This window comes from Mucilaginibacter paludis DSM 18603, from assembly GCF_000166195.2.
GTDB classification, from domain to species: domain Bacteria; phylum Bacteroidota; class Bacteroidia; order Sphingobacteriales; family Sphingobacteriaceae; genus Mucilaginibacter; species Mucilaginibacter paludis.
Genome location: NZ_CM001403.1, coordinates 7716087 through 7741233, shown reverse-complemented (window position 1 = coordinate 7741233; position 25147 = coordinate 7716087). Strand labels below are relative to the sequence as shown.

At 43.6% G+C, this 25147-nt stretch carries 19 protein-coding genes; 17 read left to right on the top strand and 2 right to left on the bottom strand.

Features of this window, described 5'->3' with window-relative positions; all coding sequences use genetic code 11:
- Positions 1 to 13 precede the first annotated feature (13 nt).
- Positions 14 to 1351 (bottom strand): sugar porter family MFS transporter, encoded by a 1338-nt coding sequence (locus MUCPA_RS32775; RefSeq protein ID WP_008512577.1) that lies wholly within the window; start codon positions 1349 to 1351, stop codon positions 14 to 16.
- 369 nt (positions 1352 to 1720) lie between these two features.
- On the opposite strand from MUCPA_RS32775, the gene MUCPA_RS32770 reads away from it, so the two are divergent.
- The 7 genes from MUCPA_RS32770 (at position 1721) to MUCPA_RS32745 (ending at position 8405) form a co-directional block, all read left to right on the top strand.
- Positions 1721 to 4465 carry a substrate-binding domain-containing protein gene (locus tag MUCPA_RS32770; RefSeq protein WP_008512572.1) on the top strand — a complete coding sequence of 915 codons (2745 nt, stop codon included), beginning with the start codon at positions 1721 to 1723 and terminating at the stop codon, positions 4463 to 4465.
- A gap of 555 nt (positions 4466 to 5020) precedes the next feature.
- Complete coding sequence (locus MUCPA_RS37990; protein WP_008512571.1) at positions 5021 to 5191, top strand: hypothetical protein; 171 nt, start codon at positions 5021 to 5023, stop codon at positions 5189 to 5191.
- Entirely contained in the window at positions 5188 to 5448 is a 261-nt protein-coding gene (locus MUCPA_RS32765) for a hypothetical protein (protein ID WP_040626774.1), read from the top strand. Before MUCPA_RS37990 ends, MUCPA_RS32765 begins: the two co-directional genes overlap by 4 nt.
- Complete coding sequence (locus tag MUCPA_RS36585; RefSeq protein WP_008512569.1) at positions 5445 to 5954, top strand: ankyrin repeat domain-containing protein; 510 nt, start codon at positions 5445 to 5447, stop codon at positions 5952 to 5954. The genes MUCPA_RS32765 and MUCPA_RS36585 overlap by 4 nt, the downstream gene beginning before the upstream one ends.
- A 5-nt stretch (positions 5955 to 5959) precedes the next feature.
- Positions 5960 to 6385, top strand: coding sequence for a VOC family protein (locus tag MUCPA_RS32755; protein ID WP_008512568.1), 426 nt, complete (start codon positions 5960 to 5962; stop codon positions 6383 to 6385).
- Between the two features lie 73 nt (positions 6386 to 6458).
- Entirely contained in the window at positions 6459 to 7745 is a 1287-nt protein-coding gene (locus MUCPA_RS32750; RefSeq protein WP_008512567.1) for a retropepsin-like aspartic protease, read from the top strand.
- A gap of 273 nt (positions 7746 to 8018) precedes the next feature.
- Positions 8019 to 8405, top strand: a complete 387-nt coding sequence (locus tag MUCPA_RS32745; RefSeq protein WP_008512566.1) for an acyl-CoA thioesterase — start codon at positions 8019 to 8021, stop codon at positions 8403 to 8405.
- A 51-nt stretch (positions 8406 to 8456) separates the two neighbouring features.
- On the opposite strand, the gene MUCPA_RS32740 is transcribed toward MUCPA_RS32745, so the two are convergent.
- A complete protein-coding gene (locus tag MUCPA_RS32740) occupies positions 8457 to 9434 on the bottom strand; it encodes a 2-hydroxyacid dehydrogenase (RefSeq protein WP_008512564.1) in 978 nt (325 codons plus the stop codon).
- Between the two features lie 325 nt (positions 9435 to 9759).
- Between MUCPA_RS32740 and MUCPA_RS32735 the strand changes: the two genes are divergently transcribed.
- From MUCPA_RS32735 to MUCPA_RS36580, 10 genes are all read left to right on the top strand, one after another.
- The gene (locus MUCPA_RS32735; protein WP_008512562.1) at positions 9760 to 11814 is read left to right on the top strand and encodes a copper-translocating P-type ATPase; all 2055 of its coding nucleotides are present in this window, start codon (positions 9760 to 9762) and stop codon (positions 11812 to 11814) included.
- Positions 11815 to 11846: 32 nt separating this feature from the next.
- Positions 11847 to 12227: an HYC_CC_PP family protein gene (locus tag MUCPA_RS32730; protein ID WP_008512560.1), complete on the top strand. Its 381-nt coding sequence runs from the start codon at positions 11847 to 11849 to the stop codon at positions 12225 to 12227.
- Positions 12228 to 12369: 142 nt separating this feature from the next.
- Complete coding sequence (locus tag MUCPA_RS32725) at positions 12370 to 12615, top strand: heavy metal-binding domain-containing protein (RefSeq protein WP_008512558.1); 246 nt, start codon at positions 12370 to 12372, stop codon at positions 12613 to 12615.
- Between the two features lie 156 nt (positions 12616 to 12771).
- Positions 12772 to 14046 (top strand): efflux RND transporter permease subunit, encoded by a 1275-nt coding sequence (locus tag MUCPA_RS32720; protein ID WP_040626773.1) that lies wholly within the window; start codon positions 12772 to 12774, stop codon positions 14044 to 14046.
- A complete protein-coding gene (locus MUCPA_RS32715) occupies positions 14043 to 15935 on the top strand; it encodes an efflux RND transporter permease subunit (protein WP_008512554.1) in 1893 nt (630 codons plus the stop codon). Before MUCPA_RS32720 ends, MUCPA_RS32715 begins: the two co-directional genes overlap by 4 nt.
- Before the next feature lie 4 nt (positions 15936 to 15939).
- Complete coding sequence (locus tag MUCPA_RS32710; RefSeq protein ID WP_008512552.1) at positions 15940 to 17199, top strand: TolC family protein; 1260 nt, start codon at positions 15940 to 15942, stop codon at positions 17197 to 17199.
- A 43-nt stretch (positions 17200 to 17242) separates the two neighbouring features.
- On the top strand, positions 17243 to 18496 hold the full coding sequence (locus MUCPA_RS32705) for an HlyD family efflux transporter periplasmic adaptor subunit (protein WP_008512551.1): 1254 nt from the start codon (positions 17243 to 17245) through the stop codon (positions 18494 to 18496).
- Complete coding sequence (locus MUCPA_RS32700) at positions 18493 to 19731, top strand: efflux RND transporter periplasmic adaptor subunit (protein ID WP_008512550.1); 1239 nt, start codon at positions 18493 to 18495, stop codon at positions 19729 to 19731. The genes MUCPA_RS32705 and MUCPA_RS32700 overlap by 4 nt, the downstream gene beginning before the upstream one ends.
- A 154-nt stretch (positions 19732 to 19885) precedes the next feature.
- Entirely contained in the window at positions 19886 to 21106 is a 1221-nt protein-coding gene (locus MUCPA_RS32695; RefSeq protein WP_008512548.1) for a BamA/TamA family outer membrane protein, read from the top strand.
- Between the two features lie 361 nt (positions 21107 to 21467).
- A complete protein-coding gene (locus MUCPA_RS36580; protein WP_050982193.1) occupies positions 21468 to 25070 on the top strand; it encodes a family 43 glycosylhydrolase in 3603 nt (1200 codons plus the stop codon).
- The last annotated feature ends 77 nt before the right edge of the window (positions 25071 to 25147 follow it).

Here is a 25147-nt window from a genome sequence, read left to right as displayed (position 1 = left end):
ATGTCTAATTTGATTAGTGCATAACCACCAGCTTGTTTTCGATCTGCTCGAGCGACTTACCTTTAGTTTCCGGCATAAACTTCCAAACGAATATGAGTTGGCAGATCATCATTGTTCCAAAAAAGGAAAAGGTTACAGCGCCGCCCAACTTTTCGGCCAGGTAAGGAAAGCTAAAGGCAATAATAGCAGCCATCACCCAATGGGTAGAACTTCCGAGGGTTTGTCCCTTTGCCCGAACCTGGTTTGGAAATATTTCTGATATAAATACCCAAATAACGGCTCCCTGCGAAAAGGCAAAGAAGGCTATAAAAATCATCATGTAGAGCGGTATAGCAAAGCCATTAAAATTTCCGGTATAAAATGTATAAGCCACCAGGAATAAAGAACAGATCAGGCCTACCGATCCCACCTTCATTAATATCCGCCTACCCACTTTATCTATTACTATTATATTGATGCCGAGTAAAGTAAAAACGAAATTGATCAACCCTATACCAACGGTAGAGAGCAGCGAGGAATGTGCACCGAGGCCGGCCATTTCAAAAATGCGGGGAGCAAAATAAATAACAGCATTGATACCTGAAACCTGGTTAAAAAAAGCAAAGAATATCGCTAAGAGAACCGGTGTTTTATATTGCCCCGAAAACAAATTATCGGCTTTTTTATCCTCCCCCCTTAAATCTGATTTTTGTATCGAAATCAACTCTTCATCACAGTTCAGCGGGTTTATAACGCGTAATATTTCGAGGGCTTTAGCAGTTTCGCCTTTTTTCAAGATCAGCCATCTCGGACTTTCGGGAATGAAACGGATCAACACGAAAAACAACAAGGAAGGAAAAGCTTGTATGCCGAGCATCCATCTCCAGGAAGCTTCCCCTCCCTGACTGATCAGGTAATTTGACAAGTAGGAAATCAGGATCCCCAGTACCACGTTAAATTGAAATAAGCCAACCAACCTGCCACGCCGATCGGCAGGGGAAACTTCGGATATGTATATCGGAGCAGTTACCGATGAGATCCCTACGCCGAGACCACCCAGCAATCTAAAAATCAAAAAGATTACCCAATTATCCGCCATTGCTGTACCAAGCGAAGAAAATAGGTAAGCTGCAGCCACAAAATACAGCGTATTTTTCCTTCCGAAAGCATCAGAAGGACGAGCGCCGAAGAGCGATCCGATCACTGTACCTATTAAAGCGATTGAAATGGTCAGCCCGTGCTGAAATACGGTTAAATGCCAAAATTGTTGAATGGATTTTTCGGCTCCTGATATTACAGCGGTATCAAATCCAAATAAAAAGCCACCAAGGGCTACGACCATGGACCAGGCCATGACGGAGTGTTTTCTCATAAATATAAAAATTAGTTTATTGGTTCTGGGATGCAAGGTAGAAAGCTTTCGGCTCGCAGGACTTCGGAATTGTACCAAAGAATATTAATTTTTATAATAAACGTAAATACCTGTTTATGAGTGATATATTTTTTATCAGAATACTGAAATTTAAACCGGTTTACATTTTTACGACAAGAAAAGTTCAAATTTGATACATCATCTGTAGTCCGCCAGCCTGTTCGGGATGATCAGGATTTGACAGTTAGGCAACCTTTGTTTACCTTTAGTCATGTTCCATTCAGGAACTATCAAAACCAGTTAACCTAAGGGTTCTTCATGTTATATCTATTTAAAAGTATATTGAGAAAATGTACCATAACCCGAGTTATGGCATGTGTCTTATTAGCAGCTGTATTATTTTTTACAGCAGGTTGCAGCCATCACACGGAAGATAAAGAATACGTTATTGGATTTTCACAATGCATCGGCTCCGACCTGTGGCGCAAAACCATGCTTGACGAAGTTAAAATGGAATTGTCGCTTCACCCCGGCGGCCGGTTGATTTATGCGGACGCCGATGGCAACAGTAAAGTTCAGATCAAACAGGTTAGAAAGATGTTGGATGATAAAATTGATATCTTGATTATATCACCAAACGAGGCTCAACCGTTAACATCGGTTGTTGAGGAGGCGTACAATAAAGGAATTCCGGTGATTGTGATCGATCGCAAAACGTCATCAGACTTATATACAGCCTACGTAGGAGCCGACAATTATCAAATTGGGCGAATGGCAGGCCAATATCTGGCATCAAGTTTAAAAGGTAAAGGTAATTTAATTGAAATAATGGGTCTCCCCGGCTCTTCACCTACTATTGAACGTCATCGGGGCTTTAATGATGCAATCAAAAAATTTCCGGGAATCCATATTATTGGACAGGCATACGGCGACTGGTTAAAGGAAAATGCAGAGTCGGGCTTAAAGAAAATTGCTCCTGTATTGCATCAAACAAATGCAGTTTTTGCACATAATGATGTGATGGCCTCCGGGGCAAGAGAAGTTATCGAAAAACTTCATTTTGACCCCAATATTAAGGTGGTGGGCATTGATGCTTTGCCGGGGAATGGCGGAGGACTGCAGATGGTTGCATCGGGCAAGTTAAACGCGAGCATGGTTTATCCCACAGGTGGCAAAGAAGCTATTGTTACGGCATTTAATATTCTGAACAAACATTCTTTCTCAAAAGAAAATATACTCCAGTCCCTGGTCATCGATTCTTCAAATGTTCAGCTGATGAAACTGCAATGGAATAAGGTTAGCAGCCAGCAAGCGGACATAGAACGGCAACAGGCCCTTTTAAAGGAACAAAAAGAGGTGTACGATAATCAGCAGTTGGTACTTAACGTAACCGTGATAACGCTTGTACTCGCCGTGGTTTTTGGAGGGCTTGCTTTTTATTCGTTGCTCGAAAACAGGAAGATCAATAAAAGCCTGGAGCATAAAAACCTTGAGATATTGAAACAGCGTAACCAGTTGATCGAAATGTCGGCCAAGGCTGAGGTAGCCACAGAAGCTAAACTTAATTTCTTCACCAATATATCGCATGAATTTCGTACGCCGCTCACGCTAATCCTTTCCCCGCTGGAAGATCTGATCCAACAGGAAAAAATAAAAACAATTGCCGGAAAAAACCTTAAACTGATCCATAAAAATGTTTACCGTTTATTGCGATTGGTAAATCAGCTGATAGAGTATCGAAAAATTGAATATGAAAAGTTACAGATCAGCGCTTCGCCTAATAACCTTTACGAGTTTGTTAAAGATGTTATCGATAGCTTTAGGCACAATGCATCCAAGCGAAACATCGATCTTCGTTTAATTAGCGAGGAACAACAGATCGAGGCTTGGTTTGATGAGAATATGCTTGATAAAGTACTCTTTAATCTACTTTCCAATGCCTTGAAATTCACGAACGATAATGGCCGGATACACATCCGTTTAGAACAAAACAGTGATCGAATATTCATATCAGTACAAGATAATGGCATAGGTATTTCCGAAGAGGAAGCCAGGCATGTTTTTGATCATTTTTACCAGGCGGACACCAACTCAACCAAAGGTTCTGGTTTAGGCTTATCCTTATCGAAGGAACTGATGTTACTACACCACGGTGACATTGAAGTGAACAGCAAAAAATGGCAGGGGACAACTTTTAGGGTGACTTTATTGAAGGGGAAGAATCATTTTCGCCCTGAGGAGATCAGGCGGAAAGAACGTACCGAAGAAGAACTTTACGAACGGGCAAGAGTATATACAGCTGATTTGGATGAACCGGCGGACATCAAACCTGTAGATGCCTTCGGGGCCATCAAAGAACACACGCTGTTGATTGTTGAAGACAATAGCGATCTATTACGCTATTTACACGATAAATTTTCCGACTCGGTCGAGGTGGTCACCTCATCAAACGGAACCGAGGGCCTGGGTGCCGCCTATGAACAGGTTCCGGACCTGATTATCTCTGACGTGGTGCTACCTGGAATGTCTGGTAGGGAACTTGCACAGAAATTGAAATCAGATATCCGTACCTCTCATATACCGATTATCCTTTTAACCGCTAAAGGCAGCGTGGAACAACAAATTACCGGTATGGAAAGTATGGCCGATGCGTATATGGTTAAACCTTTTAATTTTGATTACCTGATGGCATCAGTAAAAAATCTGATCGGAAACCGCGTATTGTTGAAGTCGCATTATACCAGTGACATCAGTATCACGGGTAAACTGCCCGTTTCAAAATCCCTGGATAAGAAATTTGTTAATGATTTTGCAGGAATTGTTGAGCAAAACCTTGCTAACGAGAATTTTAGCGTAGATGATATCTGTAAAGCAATAGGTGTATCACGTGTACAAGTATACCGCAAAGTTAAGGCACTATTAGGATGCAGTATCACTGATTATATTTTGAACCGGAGGCTTAAAAAAGCCAAATATATTTTGATCAACGAGAATTATTCCATCTCTGAAATTACCTACATGGTTGGTTTTTCTACGCCGAATTATTTCGCAACGGTGTTTAAGGCAAAATATGGCTGTACGCCGAGCGAGTTCAAACGGAATCAGGCGTGCTAAAGTTATTAATTGCTCAAGCCGGGTTTGGGTAAAAACAATTTCAAATCCTTTTCAAAGTCTGTATTACTTGCTTACACGGTAATTTGCAGTGATCATAAGTATAAGAAAACTACTTGTCTTATTCCGATTGCTCAACCAGCAAAAATATCCACCTTAGCAGCCTTATCTTTTGATGCCCCTCGGGCTATTGATTTTATTGATGCCATTTGCTGAACAGGTGAAAGGTAAAATTGCCGATATGTTCTTGATGTTTGGAGAGTGACATTGTTCTGTTATCTTTTATATGCTCCGCTTATTCATTTACGCCCACTTGGGATTAACTATTTGCGGATAGGAGCCTTCCATCGGGATTGGTATGATCATGCGCCTTTTACAGAAATTACAGAAGAGAACAAATAGGGATTGGCATTGCTCTATCCGGTCTTTTTTATTGCTGAGCTGCCCCTGAATTTTTGTTACCGCGAATACGCTTAATATAAAGTAGGCATCATGAAATTAAATGGCTGAAATATTTTTAAATTTAACTATCAATAAACACAAACAAAGTTGTTACCTATGTTGCCGAAACCGCTTTATTTTGACGATGCCATTTGGGGAACCCAAACCTGGCCTTTGCTAAATGCAGCCCATGAGGGCGACGTTCAAACCGTTACTTCGATCGTAAAGGAAGACGACAGCCGGGTTAAATCGCAATTTGCCTATTATGACCATTGCATTATGCTGTGAAAGGTGGGCATATTGAAATGGTGAAAATATTATTGGAGCATGGGCCACATCCAAAAGCGCCCGGCTGGTACTCTTTGGGTGATGAAACGCCTATAGCTAACGCGGTTGACAGAGATTTTATGGAGATAGCCGAATTATTGGAAAAAGCAGCAGAAGGAATGCCCGTGTACACATGGCCTGTACCTAAAGTAAAAACAAGGGAAGAACAACTTAAGTTTGATTTCGAAATTGCCTGTGGCTACGCTCCCGATCTATGAATTTTGGAAAGTACAAGCACCCCGACTGGGTGAATTTGGGCCTTTATGAAGCTATACATCATTACCGAATGGATATTATAAAAATTTTACTATCAGCCGGTGGTGATGTTAATGGGTTTATGCCATTTGCTTGCTGGCTTACGCCATTGATGCACGCGGTAAGATATAAGGAGCCAAGATGGGATTTAGCAGAACTACTTTTAGATTTAGGTGTCCCTGTTAACGGTACCAATGGCTTGGGGATGTCTGCTTTACCTATGGTAATATTTTATGGTTTACCCGAAGCTGCCGATTGGTTGTTAGACCGCGGTGCGGATATTGACTTTATAGAACCTGAATTTTGTTCAACACCCCTGGGATGGGCAGCGCGTTGGGGGAAAGCCGACATGGCCGGGACCTTGCTTAAGCGGGGAGCCCACGTGAAACATGCCGGGATGGTATGGTCTAAACCCATGGCCTGGGCGCTCAAGAACGGGCATACCGCAATTGTTGAACTATTAAAATAGAAACAATGGAAACTAAAACGCAAAACATTAAACTGGCTGTACCATTTTTTATGGTGGCCAATATGGAAGCATCCCTGCTATTTTACAAAGAGGGACTTGGATTTAAACTCATCAATCAATGGACACCGAGGGGAAAGATAGAATGGTGCTGGCTTGAGCGAGACACAGTAGCAGTTATGCTGCAAGAACCACGCAAACCAAATACGGAGCAATCAGGGTCACTGGGAGGCGGCGTAACCATCGCTTACCAATGCGCAGACGCACTGGCGCTGTATCGCGAGTTCAGCGTAAAAGGCCTGACCATATCCGATCCATTTGTGGGTAATGGCCTGTGGGTAGTAGGATTGAAAGATCCCGATGGTTACCGGTTGGAATTTGCAAGCCCTACCGATGTGCCTGAAGAAACAAAATATTCAGAATGGTTTAAATAAAATGCACTTTAACATTTAAACTTTTTCTCGCACCGGCATTTTACAACAATATTCAAATTTTTAAATAGAATATATGAAAGCTACTTTATCAATTTTATTGTTACTGGTAACATTAGCTGCCTATAATCATAAACCTTCACTAAGCGCTGCTGCTGCCAAAAAGCTTCAAAACTTGCTGGATAACAAAGAGTACTTTAAATTGGAAGCCCAGACAAAATTATATAAAGATAGTCTGGATGAGGAGAAGAATTTGTATTACTCATCAATTATCGATAATGTATTTAACCGTAATATCGATTGTATTAATGATGTGAACCGCCTTTTAATAAACTTCTCCGATCAGCTCCCAGATTCTGTTAAGGTCAATATGAGGCGTTTACAAAGTGATAGCTATTTCAAAACCTATCAGTACGCTAAAGCGGCGCAAACAGATAGCACTACACTAAAACTGTATTCAAAATCTTTATCTAAAGATGTTATTGAGGATCTTAAAAAGCAGATTTTAATTCGGAATGCGCTAAAAGATACTCCCCGCCAGCAATCCATCATTAAAAGAAACACCTTGTTATCATGGTCGCACAATAAACTTGGTCTGATCGAGATCCCTGTAAAATGTTCCTCCATTGTTTATAATGCCGTATTTGATACCCGGGCCAATATATCAGCGATAACGAAAACCTACGCTAAAAAGTTAGGCCTGCATATGTTGAATGTTTCTTTCGATGAAAGCAGCGGTGAAACCGGATTAAAGTTTAAAACCACTGAGGGCGTTGCCGACAGTATTGACATTGGCGGTATACTGATAAAGAATGTAGTGTTTGAAATAATGCCGGACTCGGTATTGTATATTTCAGCAGCCAAATTTCAGTTAAACATAATCATTGGTTACCCGGTGATTGAGCAATTTGGTGAAGTGCATATTTATAATAATGGCAAAATGACGATTCCGCTAATACCCACAAAAGGCAACCTGCATAATTTTGCGCTGGATGGCCTCGATCCGATCGTCGCCTTGAAAAAAGGCAATGATACGCTTGCCTTTCACTTTGATACCGGTGCCAGCTCGTCATTGTTTTATGTGTCTTATTTCAACAAATATAAAACGGACATTATAAAATCTGCCAAAAAGAAAACGGTCGGTTTTTTCGGAGCAGGTGGTTCACAAAAAAAGGAAGTATACGTTCTACCCCAAATAAACCTTACACTGGGTAACAAAACCGTAACTATGAATGGCGTTGATGTGCTCCAGCAAAAAATAGTCCCTAATGAAAAATTCTACGGCAACATAGGCCAGGATTTTACTAAAAATTTCATTGAGATCATCTATAATTTTAAATACATGTACGTTAATGGCAATTAATTCTGCCGTGATCTGATTGCTATTGTGCGTAAATGTTCTTTAGATCGACAGATGACACTACTTTTCATAATCTTCAGACTCTCGATTATTTTACTGGCAGATCAGTAAACCGTATCGATTCACTTGAAACAACGCACTAAAATCCCATTTCCTGGTTTGGGAGCTGCCCCGTTACCCTGAAAGCTACAAATAGGCCCTATAATATAACGTTGCAATTAATTAGGTAGCTATAAAACGGAAAATGCGTGTTATACTTGCACCAACTAAAAAACAATGACTTTAGAAGAAAGAATTGACCAGTCGGAAACGAGGATTTTTAAAACGGTATTTCCTAATACCACCAACCATTATGATACACTGTTTGGCGGCGTGGCCATGCAAATGATGGATGAAGTAGCTTTTATAGCGGCAACACGCTTTAGCAGGCAGATTATGGTTACAGTAAGCAGTAACAGGATAGATTTTAAAAAATCAATTCCGGCGGGTACTATTGTTGAGTTGGTTGGCCGGGTTATCCACGTAGGCAATACCAGTTTAAAAGTAGGCGTAGAAATATACGTGGAGCAAATGTATGCCGAAGGGCGTGATTTAGCTGTACATGGCGACTTTACTTTTGTGGCTATCGACGAACATAAAAAACCGGTAAAGGTTATTCAATAGATTAACCTTCTAATTTATCGCGAAATAACCGGCTTAGCTTAATCACGATCACTACTGTTTGTATATAATTGGGTTGAGCACCTGGGGCATTCGGCGGTTTTGTAATGCCGCAATTGCGTTTTCTGCTGCCATAACAGCCATCTTGCCCCTCGTTTCTACGGTTGCAGAACCAATGTGCGGTAAAACACAAACACGTGGCATGCTCAATAAAGCATTATTACTTTGCATAGGTTCTGGCTGGGTAACATCCAGGCCTGCACCCCATATCACGTTGTTTTTCAAGGCTTCGGTTAAATCTGCTTCGTTATGAATGCCTCCTCTGGCTGTATTGATAAATATGGCCGATGGCTTCATCTTTTTAAATACAGCGTGGTTAAACAGGCCCTCGGTTTCCGTTGATAAATTGGCGTGAACGGATAAAACATCACTCTGTTTTAAAAGCTCATTAAAAGATACATACCTGGCCCCAAGTTCACTTTCCAGGTGTACATTGGGCTTGCGGTTATGGTAAATAACATTCATTTGGTATACGGCCTTGCACTTGGCGGCCAGTTCTGCTCCTATCCTACCCATACCAAAAATGCCTATGGTTTTGCCATAAAGTTCTATGCCGAGATTGGCCGTCGGGTCGTAAAAAACCCAATCCCCTTTAGCTATGCTCCGGCTCATAAAAAAAGCATTTCTCGATACCGCCAGTATTAACAAAAAAGCGGTATCGGCAGTGGCGCGGCTCAATACATCGGGCGTATTGCTAACCGGGATACCATAATGCGTGGCAGCTGCCATATCCACGTTATCATATCCAACGCTCATTAAAGCTACCCCTTTAAGATGGCTGCAATTTTTAAAAAAATCGGCATCAAGCTTAATTGGCCCGGTGCTCAGTAAAACATCCTGATGCTGGCATATATCAATCAGCTCCTGTTTTGAAAGTTCGCGCTTTTCCTCATGCTGCCTAACGTTACACCCTGCGGCTTGTAGTATAGTTAATCCTTCAGCCGGAAGTAACCTCGTCACAAAAACATTCATCTTCAAATTTACACTTTTAGTTTCCGGGTTTATTAATTCGTCATTAAATTAAACCCCTGTTTGCTCCTGTCCGGAAATTAAAATAACTCCCCAATTGCCGCTGTACTTCTTCCGGCTATTTAGTTTATCCCAACCGTTGTCAGCTCAGAAAGTGATCATGATCATTCTGTCGGCCATTGATAATGATCATATTTGATTATCAGGCTCAAGAATGTTAATACATTGTTGGCGTGAATATTGGCTTTGCCTGATTAAATGATTGGATCGACGAAAAGAAAAACATCTTTAGCTAAAAACAAACCGATAAAAAAAGTGTAAAATAACTATGAGCAACGCGCCATCAACTCCCCATCAGCATACCGGGCACAACCCGCCCACCGGTATGGATCACGGCGCAATGATGCACGGCCATAGTTCCAAAATGGACATGGGCGGGCATAATCATCATGCCATGATGATTGCTGATTTTAAGAAACGATTTTATGTAGTACTGGCGCTTACCGTTCCAATTATGCTACTATCCCCCATGATACAGCATTTCATGGGTGTAAGCTGGCAATTTACCGGTTCATCCTATATTTTATTTGCCCTATCCTCGGTTGTTTTTGTTTACGGCGGTTGGCCGTTTCTAACAGGCTGGCTGGATGAGATCAAAGCTAAAAATCCGGGGATGATGTTCCTGATTGGCTTTGCCATCACGGTAGCATATGCTTATAGCGCTGCAATTGTTTTCGGATTGCAAGGAATGGATTTCTTCTGGGAACTGGATACATTGATCCTCATTATGCTTTTGGGGCACTGGATAGAGATGAAGTCGGTTGCGGGAGCATCGAAGGAATTGGATTTGCTGGTACAGTTGATGCCATCGGATGCTCATTTAGTAACTAACAATGTTACACACGATGTAAAAACGGATACCTTAAAAGTTGATGACGTTATTTTAACCAAGCCCGGTGAAAAGGTGGCTGCTGATGGAGTTATTGTGGATGGCGAAAGCTATTTAAACGAGAGTATGCTTACAGGCGAATCCACGCCGGTAAAAAAGACAAAAGGCGATAAAGTAATTGCAGGCTCCATCAACGGCAACGGATCTTTTAATGTCAAGGTCAGCCATTCGGCCAAGGATTCCTATCTCTCGCAGGTGGTTAAATTAGTTGATGATGCTCAAAAGTCAAAATCGCAAACCCAACTTTTAGCCGACAGAGCTGCCAAATGGCTAACCATAATTGCTTTGCTAACCGGTATTGCCACTTTTTTATACTGGTATTTAACTGGCCAAACTTTTGCTTTCGCGATGGAGCGGATGGTAACCGTTATTGTAATTTGTTGTCCGCATGCCCTTGGCCTGGCCGTACCGTTGGTGGTGGCAAAGTCAACCGCCTTATCTGCCAAACATGGTTTGCTTATTAAAAACAGAACAGCGTTTGAAAACTCAAGAAAGATAACCACAGTAGTTTTTGATAAAACAGGCACCCTTACCATTGGTAAATTTGAAGTTTCAAAAATAATATCGCTGCACAGCGATGTCGACGATAAAGAAATTCTTCGAATATCATCGGCCCTGGAACAAAAATCGGAACATCCCATCGCGACGGGCATCCTTCAAAAAGTTAAGGAGTTAAATATAGCGATTCCAACGGCCGAAAATTTCAAGGCGCTTACTGGACAAGGAGTTGAGGCAACCGTTGAGGGTAAAGAAGTAAGGGTGGTGAGCCCCGGTTATTTAAAAGAGAACAATTTAAATGTGCCCGATAGTTATCAATCAGATGAAACGGAAACCGTCGTTTTTGTAATTATTGACAATCAACTGGCAGGATACATCGCCCTGTCAGACCAAATCAGGCCGGAGTCGGCAGGTGCCATTCAAACTTTAAGCGAAAATCACATCAAGTCTATACTCCTTACCGGCGACAATGCCAAGGTTGCAGAAAGTGTAAGCAAAACTTTAGGTATGGAAAGCTTTATTGCCGAAGTGCTACCGCACCAAAAGCTGGAAAAAATTAAAGAGTTACAAGCCCATGGTGAATTTGTTGCCATGACCGGAGACGGTGTAAACGACGCGCCCGCACTGGCGCAGGCCGATATTGGAATTGCTGTGGGATCTGGAAGTGACATTGCCGCAGAAACCGCGGGGATAGTGCTGGTAAACAGCAACCCTAAAGATATTGTTAACCTTATCCTTTTTGGCAAGGCTACCTACAAAAAAATGATCCAGAACCTGGCCTGGGCAACCGGCTACAACGTCATCGCCCTGCCTTTAGCAGCAGGCGTATTGTATCACCAGGGAATTTTACTGAGCCCGGCGGCGGGTGCTGTATTAATGACAGTGAGTACCGTGGTTGTGGCTATTAATGCAAGCTTATTAAAAGTTAAAGTTTAGTTTATTAATTACAAAATAGTTAACTTTACATCGTGAAACGCATATCGCTCATCATACTAACGGCCGTCTATCTTATATCCTGCGTGGGTATCGGGGTAAACCGTTTTTATTGCTGCGGTAAACTGGCCGCGGTTACGCTGATTTATGGGGCTACGGATAACACCGAAAAGGAAGCCCCTAAAAAGGAAAGCTGCTGCAAAAACGAAAAACAGAATTTTAAGCTTAAAGATAGCTACGTTAGTTCGGAGCATTTTACATTAAGCCCGGTTTTACACGCCATTTTGCCATCTTTTCCGCAGTGGGAACCCATTGCGTTTAACGAAAGGGCATTAACTATCCAATATCGGGGCAATGCGCCTCCTCCCCTGCCCGATATTCCTATTTATACCCTTAACTGTACTTACAGAATCTGATTCTGCACTCTCCTTTATAGCTTTCACGGTCTGTGAAAATGGCTATTATTTCAACTTAAAATCAATCATCTTAGTTTAATAACCCATGTATTGTGCTTACGACAGCATAATGCCATTAATCAATTTTTAATTAAAAAAAATCATGAAAAAAGTAATGCTGATGGCAACAGCCATCCTGTTTTCGGTTGCGAGTGTTTTTGCAACTACTAATCCTACTACGGTGTCAGACACTACCAAAAGTAAAAAAGTGAAACCTGCCAAGGTGCAATATACTTGCACTATGCACCCCGAAGTGCTTAGCGATGAACCTGGTAAATGCCCTAAATGCGGCATGACCCTGGTTAAAAAGGAAGCTACCAAAAAGAAAGCTGAAAAAATGGTGATGTAGTTAGGGAGAAGCAAGAAGTGAGATGCATGAAGCAGGAAAATCATTAGGTTTCTCTGCTGTCGTAAATACCATGACATCATCCTGCTATCCCACTAACAGCATCTGCAATTGATTAAAATACCCGGAGCAATACGCTCCGGGTTTATTAAAACCGAGATGATTAATCAACTTATTACCCTGTCGTTAAAAAACAGGTACATCGTTTTGCTCATCGCCCTGAGCCTTTTTGCCTGGGGAGTTTACGCGGTGAAAGAAAACCCCATCGACGCCATCCCCGACCTATCCGATAACCAGGTGATCGTATTTACAGAATGGGAAGGCCGCAGCCCTCAAATTATGGAAGACCAGGTAACTTATCCTTTGGTAAGTAACTTGCAAGGTATCCCCAAAGTACGATCAATCAGGGCTACATCCATGTTCGGAATGAGCTTTGTATATATTGTATTTGATGATAAGGCAGATGTATACTGGGCGCGCAGCCGGGTGCTTGAACGCTTAAACTATGCGCAACGCTTGCTGCCAGCAGGAATTACGCCAACATTGGGCCCCGATGGTACAGGCGTGGGCCATATATTGTGGTACACGCTCGATGCCAAAGGCATTGACCTTGGCGAACAACGTGCCCTGCAAGACTGGTATGTTAAACTTGGCCTGCAAACCGTTGCCGGTGTGAGCGAGGTAGCCTCCTTTGGCGGCTTTGAGAAACAGTACCAGGTTACCATCGACCCTCATAAGCTAAACTACTATAACATTCCCTTGTCGCAGGTGCTTAAAGCCGTTAAAAGCAATAATAACGATGTAGGCGGCCGCAAATTTGAGATGAACGGCACCGGTTATATTGTGCGCGGCCTGGGATATATCAAAAGCCTGACTGATGTGGAGAATATCCCAGTTGGCGTAATTAATACCGTGCCCGTTAAAATAAAAGATGTGGCCACCGTACAAATGGGTGGCGACGAGCGCTTAGGCATATTCGACCAGAATGGCGAGGGCGAAGCCGTTGGCGGTATTGTAGTGATGCGCTACGGCGAAAATGCCGACAAGGTGATCCATGCCGTAAAGGATAAAATGAACGACATCCAAAAAGGCCTGCCTGCCGGTGTAAGCTTTAAAATAGCTTATGACCGGAGCGAACTGATTGAGAACGCGGTTAAATCGGTAAAGCATACGCTTATTGAGGAGATGATTACCGTTTCCATTATCGTTATCCTGTTTCTGTTCAGTTGGCGCAGTGCCCTGAGCATCATCATTCAAATCCCTATTACCATTGCTACCAGTTTTATCCTGCTCAACGCATTTGGCATCAGCTCCAATATCATGTCGTTAACGGGTATCGCTTTAGCTATCGGCGTGATAGTAGACAACGGGATTGTGATGGTTGAGAACTCGCACCGCAATTTATCCATCGCACAACAAAAAGAAGTATCATGACCACCGCAGAAAGAATAAAAATTATTGAATCATCCTGCAAGCAGGTGGGCCGCGGCGTATTTTTTTCCACACTTATTATCGTGGCTTCGTTTCTGCCCGTATTTCTTCTGGAAGGCCAGGAAGGTAAATTGTTCGGTCCGCTGGCCTGGACAAAAACATTTATACTGGCCATTGATGCCATACTGGCCGTAACGCTCGCCCCGGTGCTCATCTCGTTCTTTTTAAAAGGCCAATTGCGTACCGACGACCATAACCCCATTAACCGGACGTTGGAGAGCTGGTATCGCCCGGTGCTGGCCTGGTGTGTTAACTGGCGAAAAACGGTTATCGGGATCAATATTGTGGCTTTGCTGATCAGTGTGCCACTATTGTTGAGCCTCGGCAGCGAGTTTATGCCCCCACTGGATGAAGGCACCATTCTATTTATGCCGGTTACCTTACCGGATATATCAAATTCGGAAGCCAAGCAACTGCTGCAAGTTCAGGACAGGATCATCAAAAGCGTGCCCGAGGTGAGGAATGTGTTAGGGAAGGCTGGCCGTGCCAATACCGCTACCGATAACTCCCCCATCAGCATGGTAGAAACCATCATTCTTTTAAAACCGACGAATGAATGGCGCAAAGGCTTAAAAAAAGAAGATATTATTAACGAGTTGAATGCCAAACTACAAATACCCGGCGTAGTCAATGGCTGGACACAGCCCATTATTAACCGCATCAACATGCTGTCAACGGGCATTCGTACCGATGTAGGCCTCAAGGTGTATGGGCAAAATCTCGACACGATATATGCTTTATCTAACCAGATGAAGCAAGCCCTGCAAGGCATTGATGGCGTAAAGGATTTGTATGTGGATCCGATAACGGGCGGCAAATACCTGGATATCCGGATTAACAAAGATGCCATTGGCCGCTACGGTTTAAATGTAGACGATGTAAACGAGGTAATTGAAAGTGCCCTTGGCGGGATGAACCTGACCAGGACTATTGAAGGCCGCAGACGCTTCAGTGTAAATGTGAGGCTGGCGCAAGACTATCGCAGCAACCTCGATGAAATTAAACGTACCCTCGTGCAAACGCCGGGTTATGGACCTATCCCATTGTCATCTGTAGCGGATATTAAGGTGAGCGACGGCCCGGCCATGATCCAGTCGGAAAACGCCTTGCTCCGGGGCACCGTTTTATTCAACGTGCGCGACAGGGATTTGGGTGGGACCGTGCAGGAAGCGCAAAGCCGCCTCAACAACATGGTAAAAACCTTACCGAAGGGCTATTTTATCGAGTGGAGCGGCCAGTACGAAAACCTGATCCGTGCGGAGCATACCCTGAAAATGATATTGCCCGTTGTGCTGCTCATTATTTTCGCCTGTTTGTATTTTGCTTTTCACTCCATCCGCGAGGCGTTTTTCAGCCTGATCAGTATACCGTTCGCTTTAATTGGCGGCGCATATATGGTATACTTCTTCGGCGTGCATTTATCGGTAGCCGTAGCGGTTGGCTTTATAGCTTTATTCGGCATAGCAGTTGAAACGGGGATTGTGATGGTGATCTACTTAAATGATGCCATGCAGCAGTTGGTTGCCCTGAAAGGGAATTCTAACGATACCATCACCAGGGAAGATTTGCGTTTGTACGTAATGAACGGCGCCGTGAAACGCTTACGGCCTAAGCTGATGACGGTATGCGTAGCCCTGTTTGGCCTGGTGCCTGTACTTTGGGCCACCGGCACCGGCAGCGATGTGATGCTCCCTATTGTACTGCCCATGATTGGCGGCGTGCTAACATCGTCCACCCATATTTTACTGGTTACCCCTTTAATCTTCCTGATGGTTAAGGAATATGAACTGAAAAAATACGGTAGGCTTGAAGTATTGGAAGTAAATGAATAAGAGCATGAAAACAAAGAATCAAATTTACATTAGCCTAATTATACTTTGCCTGCTTGGTCTAACAAAAGCAAAGGCGCAAAACCTGCCTTTAGACAGTGTGTTGGCTCGTGTTGGCAGCAACCCGGCCCTGCAAATGTTTAAGGCTAAAATGAGTGCGGAAAACGCTTATGCAAGCGGGGCCAAAAGCCTTGACGCGCCCAAGATCAGCGCGGGCCAATACCAAACACCCTATAAGCTTAACCCGGATATGGGTGCTTTTATGATAACCGGCGAACAAATGTTTACCAACCCGGCCAAGCTCCGCGCCAAAGAAAACTACATGAAAGGCATTTCAAAAGTTACGGAAGAAGATCAGAACTATCTCAAAAACCAGATGATAGCCCAGGCTAAACAATATTATTATGAGCGGGTGGTATTGGAGAAGAAACTGGCATTACTGCAATACACCCAAAACTTACTGGAGTACATGCTCAAGGATGCCAACATCCGGCTAACTTACGGTAAAGAGAAGTTGAGCAATATCTATAAAGCTAAGGCTGATTTATACCAGTTGGATAACACGCGCGAGCAAATGACCAACGACATCAACCAAAAGAATATCATGCTGAATACCCTGATGAACCAGGATAAGCAAACCCGCTTTAGGGTAGATACCAATGTGATCATCAGCAACTACGATTTAAGCTTTACCGATACCTCGGCGCTGGCGGCATCGCGCAGCGATATCAGGGCCATTGGCCGCAGTATTGAATTGCAGCAACTGAATGCTAAAATGGAATACAGTACCCGCAAACCCGATTTTGGCTTGCAGGCAGGCCACATGATCAGTTATGGCGGCGCTGCTAATCAGTATGTATTAATGGGTTCGGTAACTATACCTATAGTACCCTGGTCATCAAAGGCTTATAAAGCCAACATTAAAGGTATCCGTTACGAAGTGGCCAAGCTACAACAAAAAAAACTGGATATATTAAACCAGGCCGAAGGGCAACTGGCGGGTTTAAAAACCGATATGGCCAGCAAGAAAAAGCAAATAACTAATTACCGCCAAAATATTATCCCGGCCTTGCAAAACGCTTATAAAACATCGCTGCAGGCATACGAACAAAACACAGGCGACCTGCCCTCGGTATTGGATGGCATTAAAACGCTGCAAATGGCCCGGATGGAAGCTTTAGACCGATTACAAGAGCTACTGTTGTTACAGGTTGCTTATGAAAAGGAGATGGAAATTACTACGGGTGATAACAAGGAGAATAAATAACCGGCGGAAGCCTTACCAAGATTATCGCCAAAAAAATTATCAAATGAAAACGATTAGGATCCTTTTAACCGCCTTGCTGCTCAGTACAATACTGATCAGTTCCTGCTCCGATCAGCATAAAAAGCCTGCAGTAGTACAGGCGCAAAGCGAAATAAAATATACCTGCCCTATGCATCCGCAGATAGCGGAAGATCATCCGGGCAGTTGCCCGATATGCGGGATGACGCTGGTTAAAAAAACAGGCCAGGCCAGCGAGGGTTCGGGCATTAGTTTAAATACAGTTTTGCAGCCGGTAAACTCGTCGGTTATATCTACAATAGCAGCCATTTTGCCTGAGCAGAAGGAAGTATCAACAGAAATTAAAGCTGATGGGTATTTGGATTTTGATACCCGCACATTTAACAATATCGCTTCGCATTTTTCGGGCCGTATAGAAAAGCTATACCTTAAATATGCTTTCCAGGAGATCCGCCAGGGCCAGCGAATTTTTGAAATTTACAGCCCTGATATGGTAACCGCGCAACAGGACCTGATTTACGTAACCACACACTCGCCGCAGGAAACAGGGTTGATCAATTCGGCAAGGCAAAAATTATACCTGCTCGGCATAACCGATGCACAGCTTAAGCATATCATTAAAACCGGGAAGCCATTTTATAGTCTGCCTGTTTACAGTCCTTACAGCGGGCACATCCATGATGCCCCCCATAGCCAGATGGCAGGCCCGGCAGAAGCCAAACCGGCATCTGATTATGCCAACAACTTGCCCTTATCCATTAAAGAAGGTATGTATGTTGAAAAAGGACAAGTACTGTTTAATGTGGTTAACCCGCACCGTTTATGGGCAGTTATTAAAGTGGATCAATCTGCCGTAGCGGGTTTAAAATTAAATCAGCAGGTAAAAATCACCTTGCCCGATGTGCCCGGCAAAACATTATACGGCAAGGTTAATTTTATTGACCCATTTTTAAAGTCAGGCGAAAAAACTGTGGCTATCCGCGTTTATCTTGATAACATGGATCATCAGTTAATGGTGAATAGCCTGGTTAAAGCTCAAATTAAAACCGGCACGGCAAAGGGCTTGTGGATCCCCCGGTCGGCCCTGCTTAATTTGGGCCGTACGCAGGTGGTATGGCTCAAAAACGGACCTCTATACCAGGCGCACCAGGTTAATGCCGGAAGGATTACCGATACGGCTATACAAATTACCGGCGGCTTATCAGCTACCGACAGCCTGGCATCAAACGCACAGTATCTTACGGATAGCGAAAGTTTTATTAAAACACAAAAGCCATGATCAACTTCAATAAATATTCTATATACCTAAAAACACTCCGGCTATCATTCATCTTTGGGTTGATGATGATTACCATCGCCTGTAAACAAAAAACCGGGCAAGCAGCTATTGAGCAAGGCGCGTCGTATTATACCTGTTCCATGCATCCCCAGGTTCATCTGGACCATCCCGGCAATTGCCCTATATGTGGTATGAAGCTGATTAAAATGGAAGTAACGAGCGATCAGGGCATCGCGATGAACAAGATCACGCTAACCGCTACCCAGATTCAATTAGCTGGAATACAAACTGACACGGTGCGGGAAGAAAATGTGGGCGATGAAAAAACGCTGACAGGAACAGTAAGCACCAACGAAAACACCGCGGAAGAATTGAGTGCCCGGATAGCCGGACGGATACAGCGGCTTTTTATACGTACAACCGGCAAAAAAATAACCGTCGGCCAGCCTTTGTACTCCATTTATAGCGAAGATTTATTGGAAACCGAGAGAGAATATCTTTTAGCCAGGCAACAGCAAAAAATACTTCAGAACCCCGATGTGGATTATAAGCAATTAATTAACGCTGCCGAAAACAAGCTAAAGTTATGGGGCTTATCGGCGGCGCAGATCAAAAATTTGGCCATATCAGAAAAAACATCAGCCACAACAACCATATTGAGTAAGGTAAATGGCACCGTAAGCGAAATAGCAGTCCACGAGGGTGATTATGTAACTGAAGGTATGTCCATCCTCAAAACACAAAACCTTAATAACTTATGGGTGGAGGCCCAGGTATATGCCAATGAGGCGGTAAACTATAAAGAAGGTGCCCGGGTAAGCGTGGCATTTCCTGATCTGGGCGGGCAAAATATCAATGGTAAGGTGGAGTTTATCAATCCGGAACTATCAGATGCATCCAAGGTGGCCCTGCTCAGAGTCAGTATTCCTAATGCACAGGGGCTGATCAGGCCGGGGATGCAAGCCTATATCAGCATCGCCAGCGGCTCAAAACGTTCTTTGGCTATACCGGCATCCGCCGCGATAACGGATGGCCGTGGCAGCAAAGTGTGGGTTAAAAATGTTGATGGAAGCTTTTCGTCCAAAACAATCATTTTAGGTTTAGGCAACCGAATGTACCTGCCCGTGTTGTCGGGATTAAAAGCGGGTGATGTTGTTGTAACCAACGGCGCATATCTATTGAATAGCGAAGCCATTTTTAAAAATGGCAATGATCATGCGGATATGAAAATGTAAGTCTATCTTTTATTAACGGGTTGGATAGATCAGGCGGAGTGAAATGACAAACAGGTGATGATTTAAAATTACGGTTGATAAACAGTTTATGTTTCCGTTTGTATAGTATGAGTGCTTTGCTGATAGGTGCTTAGCTCTTGATGATTTAATTACCATGTTTAAAAGATTGATTTTACTGTTATGCTTGTTGCCTACCGTTTTATTTGCTCAAAACGCGTCTGATATTGTCCCGGTGACTAAAACCGTTCAGGATACTGCCGATCAAACCGACCTGATCGATATTGCTAAAGGTTTGTTCCATATTAACCCCACCAAACCCCGTGACCAGAAAGGAAAGAAGATTTTCTTTTCGATCATTCCCATTGGCGCTAATGTTCCCGGCGGAACGGGCCGCGCACTAATTACCAGCACCACTGCTGGTATTTATCTGGGTCCGCGTAAAACAACCAACCTGTCCAGCGCATCTTTCGCACCTTATTGGGATTTTGGTAGCCGGTTCGGCTTGCCTTTACGCACCAGTGTTTGGCTGCCCAATAACACCTGGACAATACAGGGTGATACCCGCTTTTTAGTATATCCGCAATATACCTGGGGCCTGGGCAGCAGCCATGGAAGTGATGATAAAGCGCTGGTAAACTATAAATACATCCGTTTTTATCAAAGTGCGCTTAAGCGGGTTACCCCTTATTTCTTTGCAGGCTTTGGTTATAATTTAGATTATCACTTCAACATTAATGCCGATGATCCTAATATTGATCTGGCCAAGTTTACAGGTTACCAAAATGGCGTCAGTGGGCATACATTTTCTTCGGGCATCAGTTTAAACTTACTTTATGATACCCGTAATAACTCTATCAACCCCCTGCCGGGAGCTTATGCAAATATTGTGTACAGGGTTAATCCGGTTTTCCTGGGTAGTAATACCAGTTGGCACTCGCTGTATATCGATCTGAGGAAATATGTGGCTTTAAATCCAGCACGCCCTAATCAGCAAAATACAATCGCCTTCTGGTCGTACGTATGGACGGTTATTGATAGCAATGCCCCTTACCTTGATTTGCCAAGCGTAGGCTGGGATCCTTATAACAGATCTGGCAGAGGTATAGATCAGAACCGTTACCGGGGCAAATCATTGGTTTATTTAGAGAGCGAATACCGTCGTGATATTACCGATAATGGTTTATTAGGCTTTGTGGTTTTTGCAAATGCCAATACGGTAAGTGGCTCGGGCACATTTTTAACATCGTGGCACCCGGCTGTAGGTACCGGGCTTCGGGTTAAGTTTAACAAAGGCTCAAACACCAACATCGGTGTAGACTATGGCATTAGCAAGGGTTATAGTTCCATTATGATCAACCTCGGTGAAGCATTTTAAAGCCGAGAGTAATCAACAAGTCACCTTTATATCTTTTTAAATAGTCAAAAAACAGTTTATTAATTTAAAACATCAGTACAATATTTGTTCAATAGTGTACTGATCTTTTAAGATGAAAATTTAACACCGGGGTGGTTTATGCGCCAGTGCGTTATAGTAGATCCTATCTGTAACATATACCGAGGATAAAGGGCCCTGCCAGGCCGCTGGTATGGGTAGAATAAATTCGCAGATAAATGCCAATCATCCATACCGTAAGAAGAACAGGCTAATAAAATATCAGCATAGGTTAATTAATGAAAAGACACAGCCACAAATAGCTTATATATTTGTAAATCAGGCGGTCTTTATCATACTATTTATGCGTTATTTACTTTCGGTTTTAATACTTTCTATCGGTTATTTATACCCATCAGAGTTATCAGCGCAAAATATTCCCTTTACTGCACCAGGCAACCGGAATCCCATTATCCCAGGCTACTTTGCTGATCCAACGGTAAAATGTTTTAACGGAACTTATTATATCTATGCTACAACCGACGGCAATGGAGGCGGCTTGGGCCCCTCGCAGGTTTGGACATCTACGGATTTTGTAAACTGGACCATGCAGGACATGAACTGGCCTACCACCCATAATTATTGGGCGCCGGATGTAGCCTTGGGGAATGATGGTAAATATTACCTGTATTATTGCCAGCCAACTGTTGAAATTTATGGCGCGTCGTCATCCACCCCCGTCGGCCCCTGGACACCTTTGTTTCCGGATGGCAAAGCGGTGGTCCCCAACTATCTTGTACCCAAAGTAATTACCCTGGACGGTCAAACCTTTAGAGATGACGATGGCAAATATTATATGACCTGGGGTACCTGGGGAATATACCCCGGATACGGTTGTGGTGTAGGCCTGCTCAACCCCGACATGAAATCGTTTGCGAAAACAGCGCAAATCCCCAATACCTTAGCCAAAGATTTTTTTGAAGGATCCTTCCTATTTAAACGCAAGGGTATCTACTACCTGCTCTATTCTTCGGGATTTTGTGAAGACGAAACCTACCGGGTGCAATACGCCATGAGTAAAACAGGACCAATGGACGGCTTTCAATTTGGAAAAGACAACCCCATACTGGCCACCAGTGCGGATGGTACCATTCACGGGCCGGGGCATAATTCGGTACTGCAAATCGGTAACGATTACTACATCATCTATCACCGGCATAATAACCCACATTCTGGTGGCGGTTATAACCGGCAGGTTTGCGCCGATAAACTGGTATTTGATGCTGATGGAAATATTGAAAAGGTAATACCTACGCATTCGGGCATAGGCTACCTCGGTAAAAATACAATACCCTACCCTAACCTGGCCTATCAAAAAAAGGTTACCGCATCATCTTATTACGATGCCTATAACCCGGAGTTCGCGGTAGATGATAATAACGGCACGCTATGGAAGCCTAAAGATAACAGCGCCGTACCGGCCTGGATAGAAGTTGACCTGGGCAAGTTAACTACCGTAAAAAGTATTTTAACGCAGTTTGAATATGCTACATGGTATTACCAGTATCATATTGAATATTCCGCAGACGGAAAGCAATGGCAAATGTTTGCCGATAAAAGCGCCAACCGCTGGCATGGCAGCCCTGCCGTAGATGTGGGCAATGTTAAGGCGAGATTTATTAAACTTACGATAACAGGTACAGAGCAGCCCGGCCTGTACAAAGCTATTTGGAACATCAAGGTATTTAGCGAAGGGAACGTTGCGGTGATGCCCTCCAATATTCATCACGCCCCGAAGGCTGAGCAATATGTGCAGAAAGGATTGCTGATAGACCTCAATACCGAAGCCTTACAACCAGGAGAAATCATCAATAGCTGGAAAAATAAGGGCGTACTCGGCGGCGAATTTAAGGCGGATGGTAAGGCCCCTTTTACCGACTTTGTAGCAGGCAAAAAGGCGGTAGTATTCACCGGGCAACAAAGTCTCCGGTCTGCATTTAATGTGCCCCTATCTTTGGCCGGAAACAACAGTTATACCATTTGTTTCTGGGCTTATGCAGCCGAAGCAAAGGATGACAACCCCATTCTTTCGTGGGCCAACTCAAATGAGCAACTCAGCGCAGCCACATTCGGATATGGCAGGAACCGTGATTTTGGAGCAGCGCACCATAACGGCTTTGCCGACCTGCAATATAGCCGGAATTTGCCGCTCGCCGGAAAGTGGCACCAGGTAGCCATCACCTTTGACGGCACCTTTGAAAAAGTTTTTGTGGATGGCCAAATCAACAATCAGGAAAATAAGATGCTGTTTGTTAAGCTCGCAGAACAGTTTAGCCTTGGTAAAACCCAGGGCTCTCCGGCAGCCTTCTCTGGTGCTATCGCCTCTTTACAGGTGTACGATGTACCCTTATCAGATACTGCTATCCAGAGGCTCTATAACCATGTTAAACAAGAACCTGTTTCGGTATACCTGGATGCGAAAAAACTTCCCTACGGAAAGCTTGAAAACTGGAAAAATGAGGGCAGCGCAGGCGGTGTGTTCAAGGCAGTTAACGGCAACCCTGTTGTGGCGGATGCCAGTGGGCGGATCAGCGTATGTTTGTCTGGCAAGGAGTCGTTGGTACTTGATAAGGCCTTAGCACTTACTGGCGACCATAGCCTTGTGATCAGTCAATTTACTGCTAAAGTGCCAAAAAATGAAGCTATGGTTACCTTAACATCATCCAATGCTCATAATAGCTTTGGCTTAAACAACACCCCTACCGCCTTAACCGGCCAATGGCATTATATTATTAAAACATTTAAGGGCGATACCGTTAAGCTGTATATTGATGGCCAATTACAATCGACTACTTATACCAGGCAAACTGCAAGTGGCTCTGATAGCTTATACATCGGCTCGTCGCGCAAATCCATTCCCGGATTTAGCGGCTCCGTTACCAGCTTCAGTGTATATCAATATGCGCTGCAGGAATCTGAAATTAAAACATTTACCAGTAACTGGCAAACAAAACTGCATTCGCCGGTTGATACTGCTTTGTATTACAAGCAACAACCCAAAGCTATTTCGCCATCGCTTGCAAGTATGGAAGCAGGCAACCAAACCCAACAAAGTAATTTACAATATATGTACACCCGTTTAATCAACGGTGTCCCGGTTAGCCAAAGCGACTGGCAGGATAGCCCTTATTACCTGGACGAAGGCCTTTTAGCAGATCATCGTTACGAATATACCTTCAAAATAAAAGACAACTGGGGCAATGTAACGGGTGGCAGCCCGATAGGGACAATTACAACTTCTACTGCTCAATTTAATACCTATGCGGATGAGTTTAACACCAAGCAAGACTTTTTACTGGCCGGGACGTCGGGTTCAATCTGGGACGAACGAATAGGCAAAGGCGATAAGCAGTCGGCTACGGTTATAGTCGCTGCTAATGGCTCGCTGAAGCTGGAATCGCAGGGCACCAGTTGGGATGGCAACGCCCCTTATGGTCCGTTTATCTACAAAAACGTAAAGGGCAATTTTATTGCTGAAGTTGAAGTAAGCGACGTAAGCGGACTCGCTGAAAATAAAGTTGCAGGAAACAACGATGCAGGCTTAATGGTAAGAGCCGACAACCAATTAGGAACCAATAAAGAGCAACTGTTACAAAATGGCATCTTCCCGGCATGGAATGTAGGTAACTTATTAACCAATTTTGAGGATGGTAACCGCCGCCAAACCAACAATCAATCTGCCTGGAAGTATAACCGCTATTTACAAATACAGCGCCAAGGCAACTGGTTTTATATCCGCACCAGCAAAGATAACAGCCATTGGGTGGATTTGCCCGGCAGCCCCGTTTTTAGGCCCGACCTCGAAAATAAAACTTTACAGGTAGGGCTTTACCAGTGTACTTATGGTCCGGGGCAGGCTTACGGGAGTTTTAAAAATTTCCGGTTGATACAGGTTAAACAAAAATAGGCTTTGGTTGGCCATGATTTACTTGACCGGGATGCCTTGACCTCCTAATGCAAGGCTGTTGGGCGTTCGTTATACCA